The organism is Streptomyces sp. NPDC059957 (assembly GCF_042730015.1).
Classification (GTDB): Bacteria; Actinomycetota; Actinomycetes; order Streptomycetales; family Streptomycetaceae; genus Streptomyces.
The window spans coordinates 24,397-46,585 of the sequence record NZ_JBHWMB010000034.1 but is presented as its reverse complement, the minus strand read 5'-3'; the positions used below and the strand labels follow the sequence as shown (position 1 = coordinate 46,585).

The following is a 22,189-nucleotide window of genomic DNA, read 5'->3' as shown; positions in this document are numbered from 1 at the left end:
TCGGCCTCGGTCGAGGTGGCCAGTCCTTAGCTGACTGCGGCCCATAGGGCGTTTGCGTCGTAGGTGAGGGCCGAGGCGGGGGTGAAGGATGCGGGCAGGCTGGTCTGTCCGGTCGCGGTGAGTCGCGCGGCGCGGCGGAAGGCGCCCGGCATGGCGGCGGCGCCCGCCGGGCTGGTGCCGAGGTTGGCGCCGCGCGCGAGTACCGGCCCGTTGTAGGGGCTCGGGGTCTGCCCGTTGGTGACGATGGCCACCCAGTAGTTACCGGCCGGGGCCGAGTAGGCGGCGGTGAGGGGGCAGACCACGGTCGCGCCCTCGTTCGCGGTGAAGATGCCGGACAGTGCGGCGGTCACTCCGACGCGGGCGCCGGCGGCGGTGTAGAGGCCGGCGAAGCTGCTCGCGTTCAGCGTCCCGCCCGCGTACCCGCAGGAGTAGAAGACGACGTTCGTCACGGTGCTTGCCGCGCGGAGGTTGATTCCGCAGAGGTAGACGTATCCGGCGAGCAGGTTCTGCCCGCTGTTGGACACGGCAGGGTCGAACGTCCACCCGCTGAAACCGAGATCGCTCGGGAGCCACGACCCCCCGCCCAACGCGTCTACGTAGCTCTTGCGGGCGAGGTGCGTGTCGGCGGTCGGCGCGACGCTCGACGAGGGAACGCTGCTGAACGTCTTGGCGCCGGCGACGGTCTGCGTCCCGGTGAGCAGGACGGCGGTACCGGTGGCCTGCGCGCCGACGTCCGCGGCGGCGAGGGTGATCGTCGTTCCGGTCTTGCCGGCGACGGTGATCACGACGTCGGGGCCGGCGGACCCGTTGACGGTCGCGATTGAGCCGGTGCCCGGATCACCCTTCGGGCCCTGCGGCCCGGGTACGGTGCTGGCCGCGCCGGTCGCGCCGACGGGGCCTCGCAGGTTCCCCACGGCCGTTCCCCACCCGGACGCGCCGCGCTGCCACAGGTCGCCGGTATCGGTCCGCAGCAGCATGTCGCCGGGCTTGGTCCCGGTCGATGGGGTGCTCGCTGTGTTGACGTACCAGGCAGCGCCGCGGACGTCGCCGCCGAGCTGCGCCCATGTTCCGGCGCTGCGCTGCCATGTCGAGACGGTCGTCGAGGTGACGCCGAGGACCGTCGAGGATTCGTAGCGCAGGTATAGGTCGCCGTCGGTGCCGAGGCCGGCCGCGGGGGCGGCGGTGCCGCTGTAGATCCGCGATCCGGGGGCGCCCTGCGGACCGACGGGCCCCGGTACCCCGACGTAGTTCGGCTTCGTAGGGTCGGTGGGGGCGATGTCGGCGAGGTCGACCTCGGGCTGCGCGCGCGGCAACAGGACGTTGTACGAGCGGCCGACGGGGATACCCGAGAGCTGCTCGGTCACGATGTACGCCCACCCGCGGGGGTCCATGTCGGGGGCGTCGGTGGCGGGCAGGGTGACCTCGACCGAGCCCTGCGCGTCGAGCGGTACGGAGACGGGGCCGCCGAGGATGACGTCGGCCTGCGGAAAGGTGAGGGTCGCGGGGGCCCGGAAAACGAGCGCCCCCGACAGCGGCGTGCCGTCGGGGGCGAGGAAGCGGGCGCGCACGGTCACGGTGGGTATGGACGGGGGCAGCAGTGCGGGGCCTCCTAGTCTTCGATCGTGCGCAGCCCTGATGGGGTGCGCACGGGGTCCGGCCGCCGCTTGGGTTCGGACGGCGCCTCGGTCACCGCAGGCCCGGTTCCCCGCTGTGCGGTGGCGGTGGCTGTCGGGGGGCGGGTCGGTACGCGCGGGGCTTCGTCGGGGTTGTAGGTGTGGCGGTAGAGAGCGGAGTAGACACGGGTCTCGACGTCGCGGCCTGCTTGCACGTTGCGGTGCTCGACCATCCACTCGACCCACTGCAAGAACTCGATGTCGTGCATGGGCTGCGTGATGAATCGGTTGGTCCACTGGCCGGCCGGACAGTCGTACTCGGCGACCGTGATCGCGGTCCCGCCCTCGGGCCGCATGGTGACTTTGACCTGCCCGCCCCCGGCGTTGGCGTAGGTGTACAGCTCGATCTCGGCGACTGCGTGGGATACCGGGCCGGCCCCCCACCATGCGGGCTGATAGGCGGTCTCGCTGGTGTTCTGCCTTTCGGTGGGGTGGAGTTGAAGGGGGAGCATGGGGCGGCCGAGGAATCGATCGCTGAACGCGTCATCCATGAGGATCGGGGTCGGCCGTTCCTTGTCGCGGCTCCAGATGCGGATCATCTGATCGTCTTCGAGGACGTCGTCGCCGACGGTCAGGGCTCGCGTTCCGTTGGCCCGGCGGAGGAAGAGCCCCCAGTCACCTTGGGGTGTCTGGCCGACCTTGAACGTCGCGACGCCCTCGGGTGTCTGGGCGATGAGCTGTCCGCCCTCGCCGATGGTGATGTCGCCGTGCAGGATCTGATCGAGGGCGGGGCGGATTTGGGCGCGGCCGGCGAGCTCGCGCACGCGCCGTTCGAGCTCGCGGATTCGGTCGAGCAGGTCGAGCGGGATTGCTGCCACTAGGCGGCCTCCAGGAGAAGTTTTGCGGTCTCGGGTCGGCCGCGCAGGGGTGGACTGATCGCGAGGCCGACCACGCGGTATCGGCGGTCGAGTCCCTCGGCCCACCACAGATCCCGGATGCGCACGCGGACCGTGGCGCCGAGCAGCGCGGGCGAGAGCGCCACGCGGTCGAGCGCGACGGTCAGTTCGGGAATCGGCCGCGGGGTGAGCGCGGCGGCGAGGTCGGCGCGGGCGTGCGCGGCGAGGGTGCCCGGATCAGTAACGGTGGTGTAGTCCGAGGTCCCGTCGAGGCGCGGCCATCCGGCGGCGAGCTGCTGGCTGTCGACGAGTAGCTCGGTCATCAACGGCAGGGACTCGGCGGCCTGGTTCTTGTTGTCGCTGGCTCCCCTGCTCTGCCAGACGTTCGCGCGCACGGTCGCGTCGATCGGCCAGTCGTAGGAAAGGATCGGCCCGGGGTGGTCGAGGACGATCTCGGACTCGCCCGTACGGATCACGGGAGTGCCGAGCTGCAAGCCCTTGATGCGCCGGCCGCTGCCTGTGTCGCGGTAGCTCGCGATCCGCCACTCGAAACCGCCCTCGGTACTTGCGAGTTGGTCGATGACCTCGCGGATTCGTGGCTGGTCATAGCGCCGGTACGTTCGGTCTCGCGGTGTGCCTGAGAGCTGCTCGGTGTCGTACTCGATGCCGATGTCGCCGCCGGCGAGGCTGGCGCTGTAGTCGATCAGCCCTCGCACGATGTCGAACTGGTCGACCGCGACGGCCTGCTGCGTGTGGAGGATCGCGCGATGGTCGAGGTAGCTCGCCCACCCGCCCGCCTGTATCCGCAGGCCGAGGTCACCTCGCGCGCCGCTCGTCAGGTTGGCGGTCCACGGGATGCCGCCCCACCAGATGTCAGGGCCGCGCTCGATCCACATCGCGGTTCGGCCGAGGTCGAGCGCGGCGCGGACGCGGGCGGCGATCTGCGCGTTCGGCAGGGGCACGGTCACGGCGGCCGACCCGATCTTGCCGAGGTAGTCGTCGAGCGACACGTCGCTCACAGGAAGGATGTCGAGGACTTGATCGGTGCGCAGGTCGCACAGGACAACGCGGTACGCGGGGGCGGTCAGACGATCACCCCCTTACGCGTCGAGGGGGTACGTCACTCCGGAGAGTGCGGCCCACGTGGTCAGTCCGGTGGTGGAGATGAGCCGTAGCTGCCCGTTGGTCCACGCGTCGAGCTTGATCGCGGCGCCGCCCGCGGCGATCGGTACGGAGGTGAGAGCGGCCGGCCGGCAGTTCGCGGGGAGGACGGTTGCGAGCAGGTTTCCGGTGTTGGGCGGTGAGCCCGAGGTCGCCCAGGACACGCCGCCTCTCAGCTGTAGGTGGGGGACGCCGGCGACGACGATCCGCCGGTACTTGACGTCGCCCTGGGCGTTGCCGTTGTTGGTGAAGCCCGAGGCGAGGGCGAGCGGCGTCCACCCGACGCTAGGTTCGAGGGGCTGCCACGATCCGCCGTCCCACCGGTCGAGGCCGGTCCCGTTGTCGCGGTACTGACCCGCGTAAGCGCCGGAGAATCCGAGGCCCCACCCTCGGGGGATGATCCCGCCGTACGCCGCGGTGTAGCGGCGCCGGTCGGCGAGCGCCGACGCCCACGTGATCCCGCCCGTTCCCGCGGAAGTACCGGCCGGAACCGTGATGTCCCACAGTCGCAGCGCGGCGGCTGGCAGGGTCGGCGCGACGGGGGTCGCGGTGGCGGCGCCCTGCACGATCTCGGCGCGGGCGAGGGTCTGTCCGGTGCTGTCGTACGCCGTGTCGTAGACGCGCAGCACCACGGAGTCGATCCGCCCGTACTGGGCGTGTCCGTCAGCGACCGTGAGGGTCTCGGGCGCCGTGACGGCGACGGGGTATGCCCCTTGGGCGTCGGCCCCTTGGACGAGGGCGCGGCCGACGGCGAGCTGTACCTGCATGGCGGCGGCGCCGGTCGCGGCGAGGGCGGTTCCGCCGGCGATCACGCCGTCGCGAGAGCCCATCGCGGTCTCGGGGGACATCACGCCGAGCGGTACGAGGCGGGTGTCTTCGCGTGTCTGTCCGTTGGGGAGCAGCCATCCGGCACGGACGGTCAAGGGGGTACCTCCTTACCAGTGAGCGGAGCGCCATCGGATCGAGCACGAGGCGCGGGGGTCGGTGGCGCCGGGCGCCGCGCGGAACAGGAGCGAGGTCGTGCCCGGGTCGAGGGTGAAAAGGCTCTCGGGGGTGCTGCGGGCGGTCGCGGTGTAGAGCCGCGCGGCGGTCCCGTTCAGCGTCACCGTGCCGTCGCGGGTGTCGATCACGAGTTCCTCGTCGGGCGCGAGGTCGATGTCGTATTCGATCGCCGCGCCCGTGGCCAAGTTGGTTACAGACGGGAGGGAGAGGGGGCCTCGGATCGAGATCACGGGATGCGCGGGGGCGTCGCCCTCGTTGACTGCGAGGAGCGAGCCCGTGCTGCCCGGGGCGCCGAAGGTGATCGGGTAGAGCAGCCGTTCCGGGCCCGGGGGCACCTGCCAGTCGAGGCCGGGCTCGGCCGCCGGTAGGCCCGTCTCGACCTGCTGCTCGACGAGGCTGTACCGGCGCGGGTCGGTGGCCTCGAACTGGAGCGCCGCCCCCTGCACGACGCCGATCGCGTACCCGCCTACTCCGACGGGGATCGAGCGGCGCAGGCAGCGGGCGAAGCTCAGCAGGGGCGGCTCGTCGTCGAGCTGCACGACGAGCGGCTGCTCGTCATCGCGTAGGGCGGTCGCCGCGCGCAGGGTGCGCACGGCGGCGCCCATCCGGCGCGGCTCGGTACGGATCACCATGTCGTCGAGGGTGATCGTCCGAGGCTGCGCGAGCAGCCGGCCGAGGTACGCCCCGTGGGCGTCGGATCGGGCGACGGTGCCCGAGTCGACGCCGGGGGAGTCCTCCCACCCGGTGAGCGTCCGCCACCGGTAGGGGGTGCCGGGGCCGAGCAGCAGCTCGTCGCCGAACTGGACATGCCCGGGGACGGCGACGCGATCACCTGCTGCCATCGCTCACCCCCTGCCCTTGGCGTGCCAGGCGAGCGCCGCCGCGGTCTGTTCCGCGGTCGCCGCTCCTGAGTGCCAGTTCTCGATGTGGACAGCAGGGCCGCCCCAACCCCCGCCCGCGGTCGCGCCGTTGGCGGGCGCGCCCGCGGTGGCGAACTGCGGGGCGGGCACGGTGACGAGTCGGCGCATGGTGCGGTCGATCGCGGGGGCACCGGATTTGATGCCCTCGACGATTCCCGCGGGAATAAACTTTCCGATCTTGTCGCGCATAAGGCGACTCGGAGAGTGAATTCCGAGCGCCTTAGCGATCGGCCCCGGAATGAGATTCTTGGCCCAAGACATCAAGGTTGACTTGAGCCAGGGGCCCATTCCCTTGATGCCATTCCACAGGCCGGTGATCAGATCGCGGCCGCGATCGTAGAGCATCGAGCCGAAATTGCCGAAGTAGCCTGCGATCATTCCGGGCAAGCCTCGGACCCAATCCAGCATTTCGCCGCCCTTGCGGACGGTGCCTGACTTGATGGAATCCCAGTGTTTGATAATCAGGCCGACGAGCGTCCAGTTCAGGAAGAAATCGAGGATGCGCCCCGGGATGCCTCGAACCCATTCGACGGTGGCATTCCAGGCGGATACGGTGCCGCTCTTAATGGCGTCCCAGTGCTTGATAATCAGCCCGACTAGCGTCCAGTTCAGGAAAAAGTCGAGGATCATCTGACCGACCCACTTGAGCTTTCCCCACACCCAATCCCACGCGGCCGAGGTCGCCGAAACGATGGTGTCCCAGTTGGCAACGACAAGGGCGACGATGCCGACCACGGCGGCGATGATCAGCCCCACCGGGCCCATCGCGAGAAGCCACGCAGCAGCCATCCGGGCGCCCTGAATCAGGGACTGTGTGCCCATGAGGACCCACGCCCCGACCACCCGTAGAGCCGCGGCGCCGGCACTCACACCCTGCGACACCCAACCCGCAAGCATCATGGCGTTGACCAGCACAAACCGGGCTGCAGCGGCGACGCCGGCCGCGGTCTGAGCGGCCCATCCGGTGACAACTGCGGTGGCCGTTGTCCACGCGGTGATGCCGAGCGCGACGAGCGTCGGGATCATCAGGATCGTGATCACGCCGGCGGCGATCGAGAGCGCCGTCGAGTGCTCGGAGATCCACCCGACCGACGTCCGGAGCGCGCCGCCGAGGCCACCCTCGCCGATGAAATCTGCGGCCTTTTCGAGGGCGGGTACAACGTAGTTCCCGAGGACGGTAACGACTTTGTCGATTGCCGCACGCTTGAATACCTCGAACTTGGTCGCGGCATTGTCGCGCATGGCATCGCCCGCCGCGTCCGTCGCGCCCTTGACGTTGCCGAGGGCGGCGACCGCGGTTTTCGGGTCGAGCTTGAAAAGCGCGGATTGCAGATCCTCGGCCTTGGTTCCGAAAAGGGCGACCGCTGTCGCATTGCGTTCGGCAGGGTCCTTAATCGCCTTGATGCGGGTAAGGACTTCCCCCAGGGCTTTCGAGGCTTCCGGTCCACCCTTGGTGAACGTCTTCGCCATTACGTCCGCGTTGAGCCCGATGGACTTGAAAGCGTCCACGCTTCCCTTGCTCATGTCCTTCGAGCGGATCGCGAATTCTTTCAGCGCATCGCCGACGGTGTCGGCATCGCGGGCGCCCCCTTGCAGACCCTGCTGCATGAGGCCCATCGCGGTCTGAGCGTCAAGCCCCAAATCCTTGAACTGAATCGGGTACTCAGAGAATGTGTCGAGCAAATCCTCGGCGGCATTGGTGCCTGACTGGCTGCCCTTTACCAGGACGTCCATTGCCTCTTCGGCGTTCTTCGCGATGCCGGATTTCAGCATCACGCCGACCGCGCGGGACACCTTGCCGACGTCCTCGCCCATGACCGAGGCCGTGTCCGAGACACGGGTCGCCATGGTCTTGATCTGGCTCTGCGTCGCCTCGGGCGGCAGCAGACCCTGTTGTGCGATGCCGCGCAGGATGTCGGCGCCGTCGGCGACCGACTCGACGATCGCCCCGGAGTACAGAGCGCCCGCGGCCTTGCCGTATTCCTTGGCGACGGGGCCCGAGCTGCCCATCTGCGCCTGTAGCTTGCCGGCGACCTTGCCGCGGTCCATGGCTTCGGCGATGCCGCCCATGAGCGCGCTGCCGATCGCCCCGCCGACCGCTGCGGCGGCGAAGCCTTTCAGCGCGGCGCCCATGCCGGAGGACGCTCGCTCGCCGCCGTCGGCCGCGCCCTCGGCGAGACCGTCGCCGAGGCGGTCGCCCGCCTCCTGTCCGGCCTGATCGGCGGCGGCGGCGATCTGGTCGCCGCCCGCCTGCACAGCCGCGCGGGCGCGCGCCATTCCGGCATCTGCGCCCGAGGTGTCGATCGTGATCGTTGCGGCGAGTTCGCCGACCATGAGGGCCACGGGTGGTCACCTCCTGGCGGTCGTGCCTCCCGTGGGGGAGGAGTCAGGCGGAGGGGTGAGCACCCGGGCGAGGCGAGACTCGGCCGAGAGAAGAGCGAGGATGCGCACGCGCAGCCATCGCCAGGACCGGGCTTGCAGCAGCCCGGGAGTGCTGAGGTCGATCCCGTAGACCTCGTGCAGATCAGCCTCGACAAGAGGCCATTCGGCGAGGATCGCCGCCCACGTCAGTGACGCTTGCGGGCCTTCTTGCCCGCGCCGCGGGCGGGCGCCGGGCGGGTACTCGTACCACTCGAAGAGCCCCGACTCGGCGTCGAACTCGCCGCACCCGACTGGCTGCGGCGGGCCGCCCGGTTCGGGGCCAGACGAGAAGGGTCGCCGGCCGCGGTCCAGTAGCGTTCAGCGGCGGTCTTGTCCTGCGCGATCCACACCATGGCGGTGATCGCGGCATGTTTGAGGGTCGGCCACTTCACGTCGTCGGCGATCATCTCGTCGTGCGCGGGGCCGAGTACGTCGCGGTAGAGGTCGCGCTCGGCGGCGTCGCCGAGCACCTGCTCGTCGGCGCGCCCGCCGTCCGCGGCGACCGCGGCGGCGTGGATGAGCGCCTGTGTCCGCAGGCCGATCTCGGCCGACGGCGCGGGCACGGTGTAGAGGCGGCCGGCGATCGGTAGCTCGATCGACTCGTCGAGCAGTTCGCCGAGTTCCTCGAACGCCACTAGCTGTCACCCCCCTTGACGGCGAAGGTGCCCCCGCCGGCCGCGGGGTTGACGATCTCGACGAGCGGACCGGACCCGGTAAGCGTCACCTTGATCGTGTCGACCTCGTCGGGGCCCCCGCCGTCCGGCTCCCAGGTGACAAGGGCGGAACCTTCCTGCGCGTCCGGGGCGCCGTTGCGGTCGTAGTACCGCACGCGGACATAGGACTTGGCGCCGAACGACCTGCTCGCCTTTCGCAGAGCTTCCTGCGCGGCGTTGAAAATGCCGGTCGTCGGGTGCGCGCGGTGGGCGATCGTGGTCTCGATGGACCACGCGAGCATGGTCACCGCCTGCTCGGCCCATCCGTCGGCGTCGTAGGTGGTGACCTCCTGCTGCGTCGGTTCGATCTTCGGCGTGAATTCCGTGATCCCGGGGACCAATGTCCACACCGGGGTATTGGGCGTCGTGCCCATGTCCAGCTCAAGGCGGTAGCGGCGCGCGAGGGCGGTTACGGTCTCGGCCGGGGGCGTCGGGGTGCTCAAGTGGGCGCCTCCTATTCGAGGTTGGGGTGCGCGCGGTGGGCGCGGGCGTGGAAGTTGGCGGAGCGCTCCCAGCGGCCGGCCGAGTCGGCGCCGATCGGGGCGGCCGAGACGCGGTAGACGAGCTGCACGGGGACGGCGCCGAAGCGGTGCGGTCCGGACGCGTGCAGCACCTCGTGCACCTGGTCGTCGAGGGCGTCGACCTCGCGGGGGTCGGCCCCCGCACGGGTGCGCGCCTGAATCCCGGTGGTCGTGTCGGTGAGCACGGGGGAGTCGGTGACCGGGTAGGCGGCGAGGCAGATCACGCGGTCGGGGACCGGGGGAAGAGCGGCGATGGTGATCGCGGTCTCGCCCGCGGCGTACACGCCGTCGGGGCGATAGATGCCGACGCCGGCGGAGTGCAGCAGGCGGGCGAGACCGTCGAGCAGGTCGACGGAATAGGTCATCTCAGCGCGCGCCGAATCTGCGCGGCGATCAGTTCCTGCACGGCGTCGGCGCTCTCGGGCAGCACGCTCTCGACGTACTTCGCGGAGCGGCCGGGGGAATGCCGGGCGGTCAAGTCCTCGTGGACCCTGCGCGCGTATGGGGTGTCATAGGAGACGGCGGCGGTCATGGTGGCCTCGTCGACCGAGGTAGCCCCGGAGCGTTCGAGGGTGCCCTCGGCGATCGGCACTCGCTGCCTGCTCGCGCCGAGCACGTGCTCGGCGCCGAGCAGCAGTCCGCGCACCGCGGCCTGCCGGATCGCCGCGGTGGCGGTGTCGCCGCTCCAGCGCAGGCGGGCGCGGCTCACTCGGTCATCACCTCCGTGGATGTGGGGACCGGTAGGCCGGGGGCGGTGTGGCCGGTGGAGACGAGGGCGGTCGTGATCCGCCCGTCGGGCAGGGTGACCCGCGATCCGGGCGGGCAGTCCAGACCGGGCGCGGCAATGATCTGCGCGGTACTCGTGACGGCTCGGCCGTCGGCCGCACGGATCATGCGGACGGTGGGACTGACGAGGGCGGGGTGCACGACGAGCGGCCCGTACGCCGGGCCGTACGCGCCGTCGCCGAGGTACGGCTCGACGCCGATCCGGTGGCGGAGCAGAGAGGGCGGGACGCGGGTCACCACGCGGCCACCCACCCCGGGGTGAGCCCTGCTCGTCGCAGCTCTCTGGCCGCGCGCGGGGCGAGTTCGACGCCGGACGCGCCCGAGGTCGAGGCAGCGCGCCCCGACAGGGACACGGGGCCGATCGAGACCGAGTCCCATCTGCCTTGCGCCCCAGTGCCGTCGTCGCCGGCAGCGACCCAGTACTCGACCTGCGCGCAGCTCGCCGCGGCCAGAGCGGCGGCGATCTTCGCGTCGAGCGGGTCGCCGTCCTCGTCGACGGGATAGACCGCGGTGAGCAGGGCCGAGTCGATGTCCTCGCCAGCGCGGGCGAGCAGCCGCTCGGCGTCGGCCGGCGCGGGCTGCCCGGTGTAGGTGGCGAACTGCTCGGGGGTCGCGTACGGCTGTCGCGCCACGATCACCCCCTCTTGCTGCGGGCAGCAGAACGGCCCGCCGACTTCTCGTCGGACGGGCCGTCCTGCTCGCTGCTCTGCTCGGTATCCGGCGGATCGCCGCCGAGGGGCTCGACCGTGTAGCCGGCCCCCTGGCAGTAGCCGATCACTGCCGGGTCGCTCGTCGTGGCGGTGCCCTCGGTGAACTGGACGCCGGCCGGTCCCTCACCGGTGAAGTCGGCGACCGGAGCCGTGATGCGCATGATCACGGGCATCACGCGCTCTTGATGTTGCGGAACACGGCGGCGGCCTTGGTCGCCTTGAGGACGGGGGCCACGGGCCCCATTTCGACTTCACCCGTCTTGACGGCGCCGGAGCGGTCGAACTCGGGAAGCCACGTGGAGACGAGCGGGGCGCCGCCCCCGACCGAAGCGCCGTGGAATCCGTCGAGTCCGTACCGGACGGCGTACAGATCGCCGAGGCCGGTCACGTTCCCGCCCCCGCCGGCGCCGTCCGGGTCGCGGGTCACCAGGCCGATCACGTCCACGTTCGCGCCGGCCTTGCTCTTGAGGTCGACGAGCGGGATTCCGTTGTACGCGGTGACCGGGCGGCCGAACACGTCGGTGCCCTTGTCGAGCTGATCGGTCCACGCGGCGATGGTCTTGAAGAGCGACAAGGTCTTGCGGTTGCCGTAGATCACATCGGGCGCGTCATCCATCGTGGCGAGCCAGTCGTCGATGTGGCGCTGCGCGGCGAGGGCCGAGCCCTTGTCGGTGATCGTGGTCCAGTCGACGAAACCGGCCGTGACGCCGTTGTTCAGCGGCAGGTACTCGGTGCTCGACCCGGTCAGGATCTTCGACAGACCGTCGAAGCCCTTCGCGTCGGTGGCCTTGTCACCGTTGATCACGGCGTCGGCGAACCGCGCGCGGCTCGCCTTGATGAGCTGCTGCATGTTCAGGGTCACGGCGCCCGAGGCGGCCGGCCCGATACGGGCGATCACGCGGTCGATCTGGAAAGACCCGCCGAGGGGCACGAGGTCGACGGTGTAGCGCTGCGTCGAGACCTCGGCCGGCACGTACTCGCTGTTGATTGCGCGGAAGTCGGCCGACCGCTGGCTGATCAGGCGCCGGTATCCGTAGGTGAGGGTGTCGCCGCCGGTCGGGCTTACGACGTTGTCGAAGGTGAGTCGGTCGAGGATGTCGGACGACTTGCGGAACTCGTCGATGACCTGAACGTCTACGTCATCGGTCGCATTGTTCCGGGCCTCGCTGAGGGAGGTGGGCAAAGGTTTCTCCTAGATCGTTCAGCCGCCGAGGCGGGCGGCGACGGCGTCGTGCAGGGATGCGGCGCGGCGCTCGCCGGCCGGTGCGCCGTGGAACTCGGCGCCGCCGCGAGGCGGCCCTGCGGGCGCGGCGCGGTAGAGGTCGGGGTCGGCCGTGACTGCTGCGGTGATCGCGGCGGCGAGCTTGCTGTCGAACCCGACGTCGTTCGGGTCGAGGTCGGCGAGGCCGGCGAGGAAGCTGCGGGAGTTGAGCAGGCGGTCGCCGCGGGCCCCCGCATCGGCGGCGGCGCGGGCGACGGCGAGTTCGACGCGGGCGGAGCGCAGTTCGGCGGCGTGGTCGGCGAGCAGCCGGTCGCGCTCGGCGACCGCGGCGGCGAGCTTGGTCGGGTCCTGCTCGGAATCGGGATCGTTGGGGTTGAGCGCGCGGGTCACGGCATCGAGGGCCGAGCGCAGTTCGTCGCGCTCGGCCGCGGCCTGGTCGGCGCGGGTGGTCGCCTCGGCGAGCTGCTGCTCGGTACCCGCGGCCGGGGCGGGCGGAGCGCTCGGGGCGGGGTTCGGCGGCGCGGCCGGGTCGCCTGCGGGCGGGGTGATGGTGCCGGGGTCGACGGGGTTCTCGGGCATGACGGGATAGCCCTCCGGGGCTCGTGCGGGCATGAAAAAAGGGCCACCGGATCGGCGGCCCTATAGAGGGGAGAGGGGCTACGGCTCGGCCGGTGCGAGCTGCTGCTCGGCGGCGACGTAGCCGCGCACCCATGCGGCGCGCAGCAGCGGCTCGTCGCCGCGGTACGGGCAGTCGGTCGCGGGCCGTCCGGTCAGGGCGGCGTGTGAGCCGTCCTGCCGGGCGCGCACCGCGGCCTCGCGGAATCCCATCGGCACCCCCTACTGCTTGAGTTGCTGGCCGTGGGCGGATTGCCGGGCGGTCTCGGCGGCGGCGTTCTTGACGCCGGTCACCTGCTCGGTGAACTCGGCGAGCGTGACCCTGGGGCTCGTGTCGGCCCACCACCTGATGAGGTCTTCCGAGGCTCGGGCGTAGGCGACGTGCGCCGGTCCGGTGAAGAGCGATCGGGGGTCGACGTCGGCGGCCTCGGCCGCGCGGCTGAGCATGTGACCTCGGGTCGCGTCCTCGGCGGCGAGCCATTGCAGGTAGATGTGTTCCTGGTACATCTCGCGAATCTCTTCGCGGCTGTACGCCGAGCGAGCCGAGCGTGCCTCGATCTCCCGCTCGTACGCCCACCGTTCGGCGGCGGACATGTGCTCGGTGCCGTCGGGGCCCTTTTCGAGGTCGCGTCCGTAGGCGCCCCACTCGTCGGGGTCGGCCGGCGGCGGGTCGTCGAGGGGCACGGGTTGCATGGCCTCGTCGAGGGCTGCTCGGGTGGCGAGGGTGTCGGCGACGCGTGCGCCCGCGGGGGCGGGCGGCGGCGCGGCCGGGTACCGGCGGTCGATCTCGGCAGCGATCCGGGCGGCGTCCTCGGGGGAGGCGTAGCGCACTCCCCAGACGAGCAGGTCGTCGCCGAGGGCGGAGAGGTCACCGGCGAGGCGGCCGGCGGGGAACAGCTCGCTAAGCGCTCGGCGGCGGTGGATCTCGGCGCCGATCGCCGCCCGGTCGCCCTCGACGTTGCGGGCGCGGGCGGCGAGGTCGCGTTCGGACATGCCGACGAGGTCGCGGCGGATACCGGGCATGGCGGCGTCGATGTCGCGCCGGTCCATCTCCCCCATGATCCGCAGCATGTCGTCGTCGCCGAGGTGGCCGGCGACGGCGGCGAGCTCGTCGTCGCTGAACTCGGCGAGGTTGTCGGCGAGCTTGCCGTTCGGCCGGATGCGGTAGAGCAGCACCTGCTCGTCGCGCCGGCCGGCCTCGCCGCGGATGCGGTCGAGGTCGCGCTGATCGAGCACGCCGGGCCGGATCGCCGCGCCGAGCTGCTCGTCGGTCATCTCGGGCAGGGTGCGCTCGTCGCCGGAGCGGACGCGCGCAGCCTCGAAAGCGTCCTGCGGCGGGTGCGGTGCCGTGCTCGGCAGGTTGCCGGCGCCGGGCTGCTCGCGCTCGCGGCGTCGGATGAGTTCGGGGTGCTCGGCGAGGTGGGCGCGCTGCTTGGCCTGCCACTGCCGCACCTTGGCTTCGGCCGCCCGACGGGCCTCGGGGCTCGTCGCCGCGGCTGAACGGTTCTTGTACTTCCTGATCCCGCGCTCGATCGCCCGCTGCTTCTGTGTCGCCTCGTATCCGTCGGGGTCTTCGGATGCCTCGGCCGCCGGCCGGGTGACCCCGGGCAGGTAGGCGGCGACCGAGTGCCTGCAATTCGGGTGCTGGAAACCGTGCTGCCGGGCCTCGTCGAGGCTGCCCGCGATGTGCACCTGCACGGTGCGGTCGTCCTCGACGGCGTGCTCGACCTCGACCGTGCGGGCGCCGCCCGGTCCGTCGAGTGACAGCACCTTGCCCTCGAAGGGCTTGCAGAGCGGGCACTCGTGCGGGGCGTTGCTGACGATCACGAGGTCGAGGCCGGCCGCGCGCAGCTTGTCGCCGTGCGCCTCGACGGCGGCCCTGCCGGTCGCGGTCCGTACGGCCATCTCGGCATAGCTCGTCATCTGCCACGCGCGCCCGCCGCGGTCGACGAACGTCCTCAATCCACGGTCGGCAAATCGGTCCATGGCGGATTGGGTGGCCTGCCTGCGGGTGTCGATGCCGAGCAGCGGTGTTGCGGACACCTCGGCGATCACCTGCCGGTATCCGTCCTCGACGCCGCGGAGAATCCCGCGGTGCGTGGCGGTGACGAGATCGAGGGTTTCGGCGGCGAGGCGGTCGACGGCGCGGGTGTTGGGCGTGGTGTCGGCGATCCGGCGCAGGTCGGTGTCGTGCAGCGCGCCGAGTTCGGCGAGCCCGGATCGGGCGCCGATGCTGTACGCCTCGGCGACGGCGTCGAACACCTCCAGCTGTACCGCCTCGGCGAGGGCGTCGACGACACCTTGCGCCCCGCGGCGCAGCGCCTGAATGTCCCTGAGTTTGTTGGTCGCCCACCCCGGGGCCTCGAACCCGTCGATCAACTGGCGGGCCACGATGCCGAGCAGCCGCTGCTCGGCGTCCGCGTAGAGGTCGCGGACACCGGCCGAGAGATCCTCGACCATGCCGGGGTGGATGGGCATCGCACCCCCTCACACGGTCAGACGAGGGCGCCGGCCTGCATCGGGTCGGGCACGGCCTGCCCGGTCTCGGTGAGGATGCGGGCGACCTCGACCTGCACCTCGGCCTCGTCCCAACCGGGATGGAGCATCCGAACCTTGGTATCGACGCTTACGGCCTGCGCCTGCTGGTACAGGGAAAGGGTCTGCGCGAGGGTGGCCGGGTCCTCGCTCACGGTGCCCCCGAAGTCGATCCGGGGACGCTCGGGCACGATGCCCCGACCGAACAGCACCCGGTCGAGCAGCAGCATGACGTGCAGCATTTCGCCGAGGGGCGGCGACCAATACCGAAGCTTCTTCCCGCGGGTGGTCATGCTCCGGCGTTCCTTGGCCTTGACCTCGGTCGCGGTGATCGCGGCGGCCTGGTCGTCGATGCCGAAGGTCTGCGCGGCGTATCCGGCCGACCGCACGGCCTGCCGTGTGGTGGCCTCGGACGTCCGCTCGTGTTCCTCGACCCTGATCGCGAACTGCGACAGGGTGATGCCGCCCTGTTCGGTGGGCGGGATGTTCAGGAGCTGCCAGATTTCCCGATCTTCGTCGAAGCTCGCTCCGCGGCCGGGGCCGTGGTCGCGCAGGTAGGCGTCGGGGATGATCAGGCGGGCGCGGGCGAGGCGGATGTCGCGAATCCACGAGGTCCACGTCGTATCGAGCGCGTCGAGCAGGTCGTACAGCGGGGCGGCGTAGTCAGAGCGGCCGAGGTCCGAGCCGCGGTGCTTCCTGTTGGGGCCGATGTTGCGGACGTAGGCGGCGGTCAACCGGTCGATGCCTGTCTCGATTGACTCGCCGTCGGGGCCGAGCGCCTCGGCGAGCGGTGCGACCGCGGGGTGCTCGGTCAGCGGGACGCGTCGGCCGAGGTTGTCGGCGGTGCCCTGGTAGAGCGCGTGCAGGATGCGACCGCGCTCGTGCCGTTCAAGGTGGCGGAGCACGCTCGCGCCGTCCGAGGCGAGCTCGTGCCAGAAGGTCACGGCGCGCAGCAGACCGAACGAGAACTCGGGCACGGCGGCATCGGCGTGCACGGTGGTGAGCAGCGGTCGGTCGACGAGCGAGCGATCCCACGTGATCCGCAGGTACACGCCGCCGAGGGCGGCGGCGACCTCGGCACCTTCGAGCAGGGTGTTCGCGATGCCGTCGGCGTCGTTCAACTCGTTCAGCCGGTCCTGCGTCGCCGTGTCGGCGACGGTGAACGTGGGCGGCTCGCTGAACAGCAGGTCGGCGCTCGCGGTGGCGATGTCGCCGGCGAGGGGGATGTGCAGGCGGTTGTCGCGCTTGCCGGGCTGCGGTGCTCGACGGCGCCCCCACAAGCGGGATGCGCCGCTCGTCCTGCTCGGGTTGTTGGCGTAGACGGCGGTCAGCTTGGCGGCGTCGCCGGAGTACCAAGCGTCATCGACGCGCATCTCTGCGAGCGGGCGGGCGAGGTGCGGCGGGGGCCACGGGACGTTGTTGTCAGGCAGGGGCACCGCTCACCCCCTGGCGACGGATTCGGGCTCGCAGCGTCGAGCAGGGCCGGCAGTGCCGTGTGCCGTTCGGCGCGAGGTAGGTGTTCGATCGGTCAAACCGGTGCCCGCGGGTGCAATGGGTCTGACGCGCGCGGCGTGCGGCGGGGGAGATCCCGCGCCGGATGTTGGTCCGGTGACTCACCACTTCGAGGTGGTCGGGGTTCACGCAGTGCCGCCGGCGGCACAGGTGGTCGATCACGAGACCGTGCGGGATGCGCCCGCGGGTGAGCTCGTAGGCGACGCGGTGGGCGTACTGCTGCCGACCGCCGACCTTGAACTGCCCGTACCCGTTCGGCTTGACGTGGGCGGTCCAGTCCCAGCAGCCGAGGGGGCCGGGGGCGACCTTGTCGAGGAACCGGTCGGTCATTCCTCGCACGCGATCACCCCCTCGGCCTGCTCGGGCCCGAGGCGCTGCGCAGCGCCTCGGGGAACGGGGGTGTTCAGGCGGCGGTCGCGAGGAGCGCGCGCCACTCGTGCACGGTGCTGTGCAGCGCGTACCGAAGTGCGTCGAGGCTGTGGTCGGCCGCCTTTACTGGCCTGTCTTCACCGCGGGCCGCGGCCGAGTCGTCCCACACGTACGTGGGGAGCTCGGCGAGCAGCCCCTCGCACGAGCGATGTATGAGCAGCGCGCCGGCGTCGAGGGTGTTCGCCATGGTGCGGATGCCGTCGAGGACGGTGTTATTAGCGCGCGCCACGTTCGGGTACCCGTCGGCCCATAGCTGAGTTGAGAAGCTCGCGGCCGACGGGTCGATCAGCGTCCATGCGGGCTGCACGCCGAGCTCGTCGATCCAGCCGCGGACGGCGCGGCTGTACTGCGCGTCGGTCATCTGGCGGTGTGCGAGGCGGGAGTCGTGGCGCCACTCGCTCACCGCGTACAGCCGGCCGTCGACGCCGAGGCCGAGCAAGATCGCGACGAAAGGATTGCTCGTGCCGTAGTCGATGCCGACCCAATGGCGCTGCATCTCGGGCAGCTCGTCGACGACGTGCTGCTGCTCGTCGTACATGTCGAAGATCGCGCCCTCGGCGACGACCCACTCGCCGAGGATCATCCGGCGCCGCCAGAGGCCGGTGTACTCCGTGGACAGGGCCTTGACGTAGGCGGGCGACAGGGCGGGATTGTCGGCGAGCTTGAAGTGCCAGGAAGCGAGGTCGAGCTCGGCGGCGCGGTCGAGGTACTTCGCCTTGAGCCAGTGCCGCGGCCCGTCGGGGTTGGTCGTGCCGATCAGGATCGCGCCGGCGACGGAGAGGCGGGCGAGTAGCTGCGTGAAGAACGCTTCGGGCAGCAGTGTGACCTCGTCCGCGTAGGCGACCGAGGCGGTCAGACCACGCAACCGGCCCTCGGACCGAGAGTCACTTGCGCCGATCAGGTGGACGACGCGGCCGAGAACGACGGCGGTCGTTGCGCCGCGGGTGTGGTGGACCTCGGCCGCGGTGTCCGAGAAGAGCTCGGGGTCTTGCAGGGGCTCGATCACGTTCCGCTCGATCGTGGCGAGCGAGCGGCCCACGATCAGGATCAGGCCCGAGGCGGGCGCCCGCCGGACGGCGAGCAGGAAGCGCAGCAGTGACGAGATCGTTTTGCCGGAGCGCACCGACCCGTGCCACAAGTTGATACGGGCGGTGGCCTCGCGGATGCTGCGCAGTTGCTTGTCGGAGAGGTGATCGGCCGAGGGGATCACCCCCCGCCCGGTGCGTCGTCCTGTGTGCCGAGCAGCGCGTCGGCGAGGCGGTCGAGCATCCCGCCGGCGCTGCTCGTCTTGTTGGAGCGCGCGAGCTCGGCGACCTTGGCGTGTACCTCGGTCAAGGCGCGGGCGGCGGTCGCGTAGTCGCGGGCATCGCGTGCCGAGTCGGCGGCGCCGACCCGCTCGACTTGAGCGAGAGCGCCGTCGAGGGCGTCGTCGGCGAGCTGCTCGCGCCGGGCCACGGCATCGGCTCGTCGGGCGTCGGTGGCGGCGGCGACCCGCGCGCCACCGGAGAAGGTGAGCCCCTCGGCGGCGGCGATCTTGGACACCGTTGCGGCGCCGCGCCCAAGCTCGCGAGCGATCTGGTTACGGGACTTGCCTGCGCCGTGCAGGCGGCGGACCGCTGCTCGGTCGGCGTCCGTGATCGGGTCGGCCACGGGATCACCTCCCGGGGGCGGGCATGCAAACGCCCCGCCACCGGGGGATGGTGGCGGGGCGTAGGAGCGGCTTCGTTTCCGGGCACGCCGGAGGCGCTCCCGACTCTAGGTCACGAATGCATAACGGCGCAAGCCTCTATCGGTACGGATCTCGATCACTCAAAGAGCGCGCCCTGCTCGACGTCGTCGCCGAGGTCGAGCAGGGCCTCGGCGCTCGGCGGTGCCTCGACGACGAGCCACCCCCCGCGCCACGTACCGCGGCCCTCGCCGGCCGCGGCCTCGTCGACGAGCTGCTCGTCGAGCACCGCATCACGCCGCGGCTGCAAGGTCGACCCCGAGTGCGGCGATCAGGTCGGGGAGGTCGTCCCACTCCCACACCCGCGACCGCTCCCTGCTGTCGAGGGGCACGGGCGCCGAGCAGTCGCGCCCGCCCGAGCAGGTCACGATCGGCGGCCCGTCGGGGGCGCTGTGCAGAGTGAGCTCGCCCTCGCACCACGGGCACGGCTCGGGCAGCGGGGTCTCGCGTTGGTCGAGGCCGAGCGCGCGCAGCACCCGGGCCTCGGCGATCCGCGCGGTACGCCGTGCCTCGTGCAGCAGGTACAGGGGCAGCACCTCGAACGGCGGCGCGCTCACCGCGCCGTCGAGCTCGTGCTCGGGGGCGGTGTCGGCATCCTGTACGCGCCCATCGATCCACACGCACGCCCAGTGCAGCCCGTGCGCCCGCGATCCGGCCGCGCGCCGAGTGTCCGGTGCGCTCGGGTCGGGGGACAGCCACGCGCGGGGGTCGCCCTGCTCGGTGCGCTGTACGGCGGCGGCGAGGGTGTCGGCGAGACCGAACATCAGCCGCTCAACCGCGAGGGCTGTGTCGAGCGCGCCGAGGTTGAGCGGGGCGGGGTGCTCGCGCAGGACGAGCGGCGCCCGGTCCTCGACGACGAGCTGCTCGTCGTCGCCCTCGCGCATGATGTGGGCGAGCTGCCGCGGCGGCCAGTGATCGGCCGGCGGTTCCTCGATCGCGAGCAGCAGCTCGGCCCACCGGCCGCGGATCGTCAGCAGCGCGCGCACGGTCTCGTGCACAGCCTGTGCGTAACTCATGCGCGCACCCCCTCGCCCGCGCGCAGCGCCTCGACTTCGGCGGCGAGGCGGTCGCGATCGGCCTCGGCCTCGACGATGGCCTGCTCGGCGGCGACGACGCGGTGTGTCAGCCGCAGCGCCGCGGCCTGCTGTCCCGCGGCCGAGCGCCGGAACGCGTCGCCGTCGGCGACCTCGGCCTCGACGAGCTGCCGCAGCTTCACCGTGTCCTCGGGGCCGAGCACCCCTCGGTCGGCGCGGGCGAGCAGGACTCGAATCGCTGCGCGCCGGGCGTCGCGCACGGCCTCGCGGGCGTCGCTCCGGCCGCGCCGAGACCGGGTGCGGGTGGTGGTGTTCAGGCTCATGGTGTGGTCTCTCCGTTCTCGGCTCGGCGCGGCGTCGTCGAGCAGGTGGTGCAGGTGGTCGGGCAGGGGCCGCGGTCGAGGCGGCGCAGCTCGCGGTCGAGGCGGTCGTCGATCCGGACCGCGTACGCGAGGGAGGCGCCGAGGGCGAGCGCGAGCGTCACGGCGAGGGCGAGCAGGGCGGCGCTCATGGGGTCCCTTCCTCGTTCGTTCGGGAAACCCGCAGCAGTCGGTCGAGGGCGCGCCGAGCGCCGCGGGTTTCCCGCGCGCGAGGCGCGACCGGTCGCGCGGGGGGCTCGTCGTTGATGTGCCATCCGTCGCGGGCGAGTCGGTCGGCGAGACCAGCAACGACGGCGGTCGCGAGATGGGGGTGCACGTCGAGCTCGTCAGTCAGGTGGGCGGCGATCACGGCGCGCGCGGCGGCGGGAATCATCGGGCCTCGCCCCCGCCGCTGGTGTGCCGAGCACGGGTGTCCCGTCGAGGTGCGGGCGGTTGGCACATGATCCGGGCGAGGCGCACCTGCTCGTCGTCGGCCTGCTCGCCGTTGTTGAGGTGAGCGAGCAGCGCCTCGACCCGGGACGGGTGCACGCCGGGGAGCGGGCGCCGACTTCCTCGGTTTCGGAAGCTGCGCCGGCACTGCTCGTCGACCGTGGCGAGGCAGTACGGGCACCGGACGCCGAGCGGGTCGGGCAGACCCTCGTCGACGAGCTGCTCGCGGTGCGCGCGGGCCGGCCGGAACTGGCGCAACTCGGCGGCCACGTGCGCGGGCACGTACCGGCGCGGGCCGGTGCCGACTCCCGACATGAGCGCGGCGAGACGTTTCTGCCCTGCTGCGTTGATCTCGGCCCGGTACTGCGCGGGCGCGCTGTGCCCGCGGGCGACCGACGCGCGGGTGCCGAGTAGTTCCTCGCGCCACGCGGCGGGGTTGTCCGGGTCCGCGGCCGGCACGGGGTCGGTGTGTCGGGCCATGACCTCGGCGCGGTGCGGCCCCCATGCGGCGAGCAGGTCGTGCGGCTCGATCGGCCGGTACTGCGAGCTCTTGTTCCCGCCCTGCTGCTCGTAGTAGCGGCGGGTTGCGCGGGCGGCGTCCCATCCGGTGGCGGGCATGGTCGCGGGCACGTCGGCGACGGCGGCGGTCCACTCCGAGATGGTGCGGGCGGACTGCTGCGGGTCGGCGAGGGCGCGGCGCACGCGACTGTCGAGGGTTCCGGCGAAGGCGAGCAGGGCGGCGATCTGTTCGGGCGTCATGTGCGGCTCTCCTTTTGGGCGAGCAGGGCGAGGCCGGCGGCGAGGTTGTCGGCGTAGCTCGCGGTCGAGGCGGGCGCCCGAGGCGGCGCGCTCGGCGCCGGCCGGTCGAGGTCGCTCCAGACCTTGAGCCAGTAGCGGGCACTCTTCGGTGCCTCGCCCGGATTGGTGCGGCGGGCGGCGAGGTCGACCAGGGCCTCGACGCCGTGCGCCTGTACGAGCCGGTAGACGTCGCGCTGCTCGCCGAGACCGAGCGACCACCGGACGGTGATCGAGGCGGAGACGAGAGCGGCGTCGAGCGGACGCAGTTCGGGAATCAGCGCTGCCGCGGTGTTCGTCGCGCGCGGCTGCTGCTGTTCTTTGTCTTGTAGAGAGCTTCTTTTGTTCTGGGGGCCGGTGAGCGGCCCCCCGGGGGCCGGTAGTCGGCCCTCCCCCGGGCCGGTAGCCGGTCCCCCCGGGGCCGATGTCCGGCCCTCCCCGGGGCCGCTCACCGGCCCCCCGGGGGCCGATCTCCGGTCCGGGCCGGTAGTCGGCCCGGACCGCTCACCGGCCCCCCTCGCGTCGAGCAGCGGGAAGCGGTAAACCGTTTCGCCGCCGGGCCCGAGCCTGCCCTCGACGACGGCGAGCTCACCCGAGACAAGCAGGGTGTCAACGGCGTCGCGGACGGTGGACCGGGCGGCGCGGGTGCGCCGGATGAGCGAGGCGGTACCGGCGTAGGCGACGCCGTCGGCGTCGGCCCGGTCAGCAATCGCGAGCAGCACCAGACGAGCGGCGCCTCGGCTGTCGGACTGGGACCAAACCCAATCCG

Annotated in this window: 27 protein-coding genes; all 27 read right to left on the bottom strand. The window is 71.7% G+C overall.

What is annotated here, in order from left to right; genetic code table 11:
- Positions 1 to 26 precede the first annotated feature (26 nt).
- The 27 genes from ACFWBW_RS23005 to ACFWBW_RS22875 all read right to left on the bottom strand — a co-directional run bounded on the left by ACFWBW_RS23005 (position 27) and on the right by ACFWBW_RS22875 (position 22,142).
- Positions 27 to 1,574 (bottom strand): phage tail protein, encoded by a 1,548-nt coding sequence (locus ACFWBW_RS23005; RefSeq protein WP_385375219.1) that lies wholly within the window; start codon positions 1,572 to 1,574, stop codon positions 27 to 29.
- 35 nt (positions 1,575 to 1,609) lie between these two features.
- Positions 1,610 to 2,491 (bottom strand): hypothetical protein, encoded by an 882-nt coding sequence (locus tag ACFWBW_RS23000; RefSeq protein WP_385375216.1) that lies wholly within the window; start codon positions 2,489 to 2,491, stop codon positions 1,610 to 1,612.
- Positions 2,491 to 3,528 carry a hypothetical protein gene (locus ACFWBW_RS22995; protein WP_385375213.1) on the bottom strand — a complete coding sequence of 346 codons (1,038 nt, stop codon included), beginning with the start codon at positions 3,526 to 3,528 and terminating at the stop codon, positions 2,491 to 2,493. Before ACFWBW_RS22995 ends, ACFWBW_RS23000 begins: the two co-directional genes overlap by 1 nt.
- An 81-nt stretch (positions 3,529 to 3,609) precedes the next feature.
- A complete protein-coding gene (locus ACFWBW_RS22990; RefSeq protein WP_385375210.1) occupies positions 3,610 to 4,593 on the bottom strand; it encodes a hypothetical protein in 984 nt (327 codons plus the stop codon).
- 12 nt (positions 4,594 to 4,605) lie between these two features.
- Positions 4,606 to 5,514, bottom strand: a complete 909-nt coding sequence (locus tag ACFWBW_RS22985; protein ID WP_385375207.1) for a phage distal tail protein — start codon at positions 5,512 to 5,514, stop codon at positions 4,606 to 4,608.
- A gap of 3 nt (positions 5,515 to 5,517) precedes the next feature.
- Positions 5,518 to 7,926 carry a phage tail tape measure protein gene (locus ACFWBW_RS22980; protein WP_385375349.1) on the bottom strand — a complete coding sequence of 803 codons (2,409 nt, stop codon included), beginning with the start codon at positions 7,924 to 7,926 and terminating at the stop codon, positions 5,518 to 5,520.
- 233 nt (positions 7,927 to 8,159) lie between these two features.
- Entirely contained in the window at positions 8,160 to 8,648 is a 489-nt protein-coding gene (locus tag ACFWBW_RS22975) for a hypothetical protein (protein WP_385375204.1), read from the bottom strand.
- On the bottom strand, positions 8,648 to 9,169 hold the full coding sequence (locus ACFWBW_RS22970; protein WP_385375202.1) for a phage tail tube protein: 522 nt from the start codon (positions 9,167 to 9,169) through the stop codon (positions 8,648 to 8,650). Before ACFWBW_RS22970 ends, ACFWBW_RS22975 begins: the two co-directional genes overlap by 1 nt.
- 11 nt (positions 9,170 to 9,180) lie before the next feature.
- Positions 9,181 to 9,612 (bottom strand): minor capsid protein, encoded by a 432-nt coding sequence (locus tag ACFWBW_RS22965; RefSeq protein ID WP_385375200.1) that lies wholly within the window; start codon positions 9,610 to 9,612, stop codon positions 9,181 to 9,183.
- Positions 9,609 to 9,956: a hypothetical protein gene (locus ACFWBW_RS22960; RefSeq protein ID WP_385375198.1), complete on the bottom strand. Its 348-nt coding sequence runs from the start codon at positions 9,954 to 9,956 to the stop codon at positions 9,609 to 9,611. The genes ACFWBW_RS22965 and ACFWBW_RS22960 overlap by 4 nt, the downstream gene beginning before the upstream one ends.
- Positions 9,953 to 10,273, bottom strand: coding sequence for a hypothetical protein (locus ACFWBW_RS22955; RefSeq protein ID WP_385375196.1), 321 nt, complete (start codon positions 10,271 to 10,273; stop codon positions 9,953 to 9,955). The genes ACFWBW_RS22960 and ACFWBW_RS22955 overlap by 4 nt, the downstream gene beginning before the upstream one ends.
- The gene (locus tag ACFWBW_RS22950; protein ID WP_385375194.1) at positions 10,267 to 10,665 is read right to left on the bottom strand and encodes a hypothetical protein; all 399 of its coding nucleotides are present in this window, start codon (positions 10,663 to 10,665) and stop codon (positions 10,267 to 10,269) included. Before ACFWBW_RS22950 ends, ACFWBW_RS22955 begins: the two co-directional genes overlap by 7 nt.
- A 2-nt stretch (positions 10,666 to 10,667) precedes the next feature.
- A complete protein-coding gene (locus ACFWBW_RS22945) occupies positions 10,668 to 10,916 on the bottom strand; it encodes a hypothetical protein (protein WP_385375192.1) in 249 nt (82 codons plus the stop codon).
- Entirely contained in the window at positions 10,916 to 11,926 is a 1,011-nt protein-coding gene (locus ACFWBW_RS22940; RefSeq protein ID WP_328620806.1) for a major capsid protein, read from the bottom strand. The genes ACFWBW_RS22945 and ACFWBW_RS22940 overlap by 1 nt, the downstream gene beginning before the upstream one ends.
- A gap of 18 nt (positions 11,927 to 11,944) precedes the next feature.
- Complete coding sequence (locus ACFWBW_RS22935) at positions 11,945 to 12,577, bottom strand: hypothetical protein (protein ID WP_385375190.1); 633 nt, start codon at positions 12,575 to 12,577, stop codon at positions 11,945 to 11,947.
- A 45-nt stretch (positions 12,578 to 12,622) separates the two neighbouring features.
- Positions 12,623 to 12,793, bottom strand: a complete 171-nt coding sequence (locus tag ACFWBW_RS22930) for an Rmf/CrpP fold protein (RefSeq protein ID WP_385375188.1) — start codon at positions 12,791 to 12,793, stop codon at positions 12,623 to 12,625.
- Positions 12,794 to 12,802: 9 nt separating this feature from the next.
- Complete coding sequence (locus tag ACFWBW_RS22925) at positions 12,803 to 15,058, bottom strand: phage minor capsid protein (RefSeq protein ID WP_385375186.1); 2,256 nt, start codon at positions 15,056 to 15,058, stop codon at positions 12,803 to 12,805.
- A 17-nt stretch (positions 15,059 to 15,075) separates the two neighbouring features.
- Positions 15,076 to 16,551, bottom strand: a complete 1,476-nt coding sequence (locus ACFWBW_RS22920) for a phage portal protein (protein WP_385375184.1) — start codon at positions 16,549 to 16,551, stop codon at positions 15,076 to 15,078.
- Entirely contained in the window at positions 16,538 to 16,957 is a 420-nt protein-coding gene (locus tag ACFWBW_RS22915; protein ID WP_385375346.1) for an HNH endonuclease signature motif containing protein, read from the bottom strand. The genes ACFWBW_RS22920 and ACFWBW_RS22915 overlap by 14 nt, the downstream gene beginning before the upstream one ends.
- A gap of 73 nt (positions 16,958 to 17,030) precedes the next feature.
- Positions 17,031 to 18,263 (bottom strand): PBSX family phage terminase large subunit, encoded by a 1,233-nt coding sequence (locus ACFWBW_RS22910; RefSeq protein WP_385375343.1) that lies wholly within the window; start codon positions 18,261 to 18,263, stop codon positions 17,031 to 17,033.
- Positions 18,263 to 18,706 (bottom strand): helix-turn-helix domain-containing protein, encoded by a 444-nt coding sequence (locus ACFWBW_RS22905; protein WP_385375182.1) that lies wholly within the window; start codon positions 18,704 to 18,706, stop codon positions 18,263 to 18,265. Before ACFWBW_RS22905 ends, ACFWBW_RS22910 begins: the two co-directional genes overlap by 1 nt.
- Before the next feature lie 155 nt (positions 18,707 to 18,861).
- The gene (locus ACFWBW_RS22900; RefSeq protein ID WP_385375180.1) at positions 18,862 to 19,011 is read right to left on the bottom strand and encodes a hypothetical protein; all 150 of its coding nucleotides are present in this window, start codon (positions 19,009 to 19,011) and stop codon (positions 18,862 to 18,864) included.
- Between the two features lie 4 nt (positions 19,012 to 19,015).
- On the bottom strand, positions 19,016 to 19,798 hold the full coding sequence (locus tag ACFWBW_RS22895; RefSeq protein ID WP_385375178.1) for a hypothetical protein: 783 nt from the start codon (positions 19,796 to 19,798) through the stop codon (positions 19,016 to 19,018).
- A complete protein-coding gene (locus tag ACFWBW_RS22890) occupies positions 19,795 to 20,139 on the bottom strand; it encodes a hypothetical protein (RefSeq protein WP_385375177.1) in 345 nt (114 codons plus the stop codon). Before ACFWBW_RS22890 ends, ACFWBW_RS22895 begins: the two co-directional genes overlap by 4 nt.
- On the bottom strand, positions 20,136 to 20,327 hold the full coding sequence (locus tag ACFWBW_RS22885; protein ID WP_266533264.1) for a hypothetical protein: 192 nt from the start codon (positions 20,325 to 20,327) through the stop codon (positions 20,136 to 20,138). The genes ACFWBW_RS22890 and ACFWBW_RS22885 overlap by 4 nt, the downstream gene beginning before the upstream one ends.
- A gap of 238 nt (positions 20,328 to 20,565) precedes the next feature.
- Positions 20,566 to 21,384 carry a hypothetical protein gene (locus ACFWBW_RS22880; protein WP_385375175.1) on the bottom strand — a complete coding sequence of 273 codons (819 nt, stop codon included), beginning with the start codon at positions 21,382 to 21,384 and terminating at the stop codon, positions 20,566 to 20,568.
- Entirely contained in the window at positions 21,381 to 22,142 is a 762-nt protein-coding gene (locus ACFWBW_RS22875) for a hypothetical protein (RefSeq protein WP_385375173.1), read from the bottom strand. Before ACFWBW_RS22875 ends, ACFWBW_RS22880 begins: the two co-directional genes overlap by 4 nt.
- Positions 22,143 to 22,189: the final 47 nt, after the last annotated feature.

What these genes read in the sequence shown, in the direction of transcription:
- ACFWBW_RS22985 (WP_385375207.1), bottom strand. Translation starts at nt 5,514, where the DNA reads ATGGCAGCAGGTGATCGCGTCGCCGTCCCCGGGCATGTCCAGTTCGGC.
- ACFWBW_RS22980 (WP_385375349.1), bottom strand. Translation starts at nt 7,926, where the DNA reads ATGGTCGGCGAACTCGCCGCAACGATCACGATCGACACCTCGGGCGCA.
- ACFWBW_RS22965 (WP_385375200.1), bottom strand. Translation starts at nt 9,612, where the DNA reads ATGACCTATTCCGTCGACCTGCTCGACGGTCTCGCCCGCCTGCTGCAC.
- ACFWBW_RS22945 (WP_385375192.1), bottom strand. Translation starts at nt 10,916, where the DNA reads ATGCCCGTGATCATGCGCATCACGGCTCCGGTCGCCGACTTCACCGGT.
- ACFWBW_RS22935 (WP_385375190.1), bottom strand. Translation starts at nt 12,577, where the DNA reads ATGCCCGCACGAGCCCCGGAGGGCTATCCCGTCATGCCCGAGAACCCC.
- ACFWBW_RS22930 (WP_385375188.1), bottom strand. Translation starts at nt 12,793, where the DNA reads ATGGGATTCCGCGAGGCCGCGGTGCGCGCCCGGCAGGACGGCTCACAC.
- ACFWBW_RS22925 (WP_385375186.1), bottom strand. Translation starts at nt 15,058, where the DNA reads ATGCCCATCCACCCCGGCATGGTCGAGGATCTCTCGGCCGGTGTCCGC.
- ACFWBW_RS22915 (WP_385375346.1), bottom strand. Translation starts at nt 16,957, where the DNA reads ATGACCGACCGGTTCCTCGACAAGGTCGCCCCCGGCCCCCTCGGCTGC.
- ACFWBW_RS22895 (WP_385375178.1), bottom strand. Translation starts at nt 19,798, where the DNA reads ATGAGTTACGCACAGGCTGTGCACGAGACCGTGCGCGCGCTGCTGACG.
- ACFWBW_RS22890 (WP_385375177.1), bottom strand. Translation starts at nt 20,139, where the DNA reads ATGAGCCTGAACACCACCACCCGCACCCGGTCTCGGCGCGGCCGGAGC.
- ACFWBW_RS22885 (WP_266533264.1), bottom strand. Translation starts at nt 20,327, where the DNA reads ATGAGCGCCGCCCTGCTCGCCCTCGCCGTGACGCTCGCGCTCGCCCTC.
- ACFWBW_RS22880 (WP_385375175.1), bottom strand. Translation starts at nt 21,384, where the DNA reads ATGACGCCCGAACAGATCGCCGCCCTGCTCGCCTTCGCCGGAACCCTC.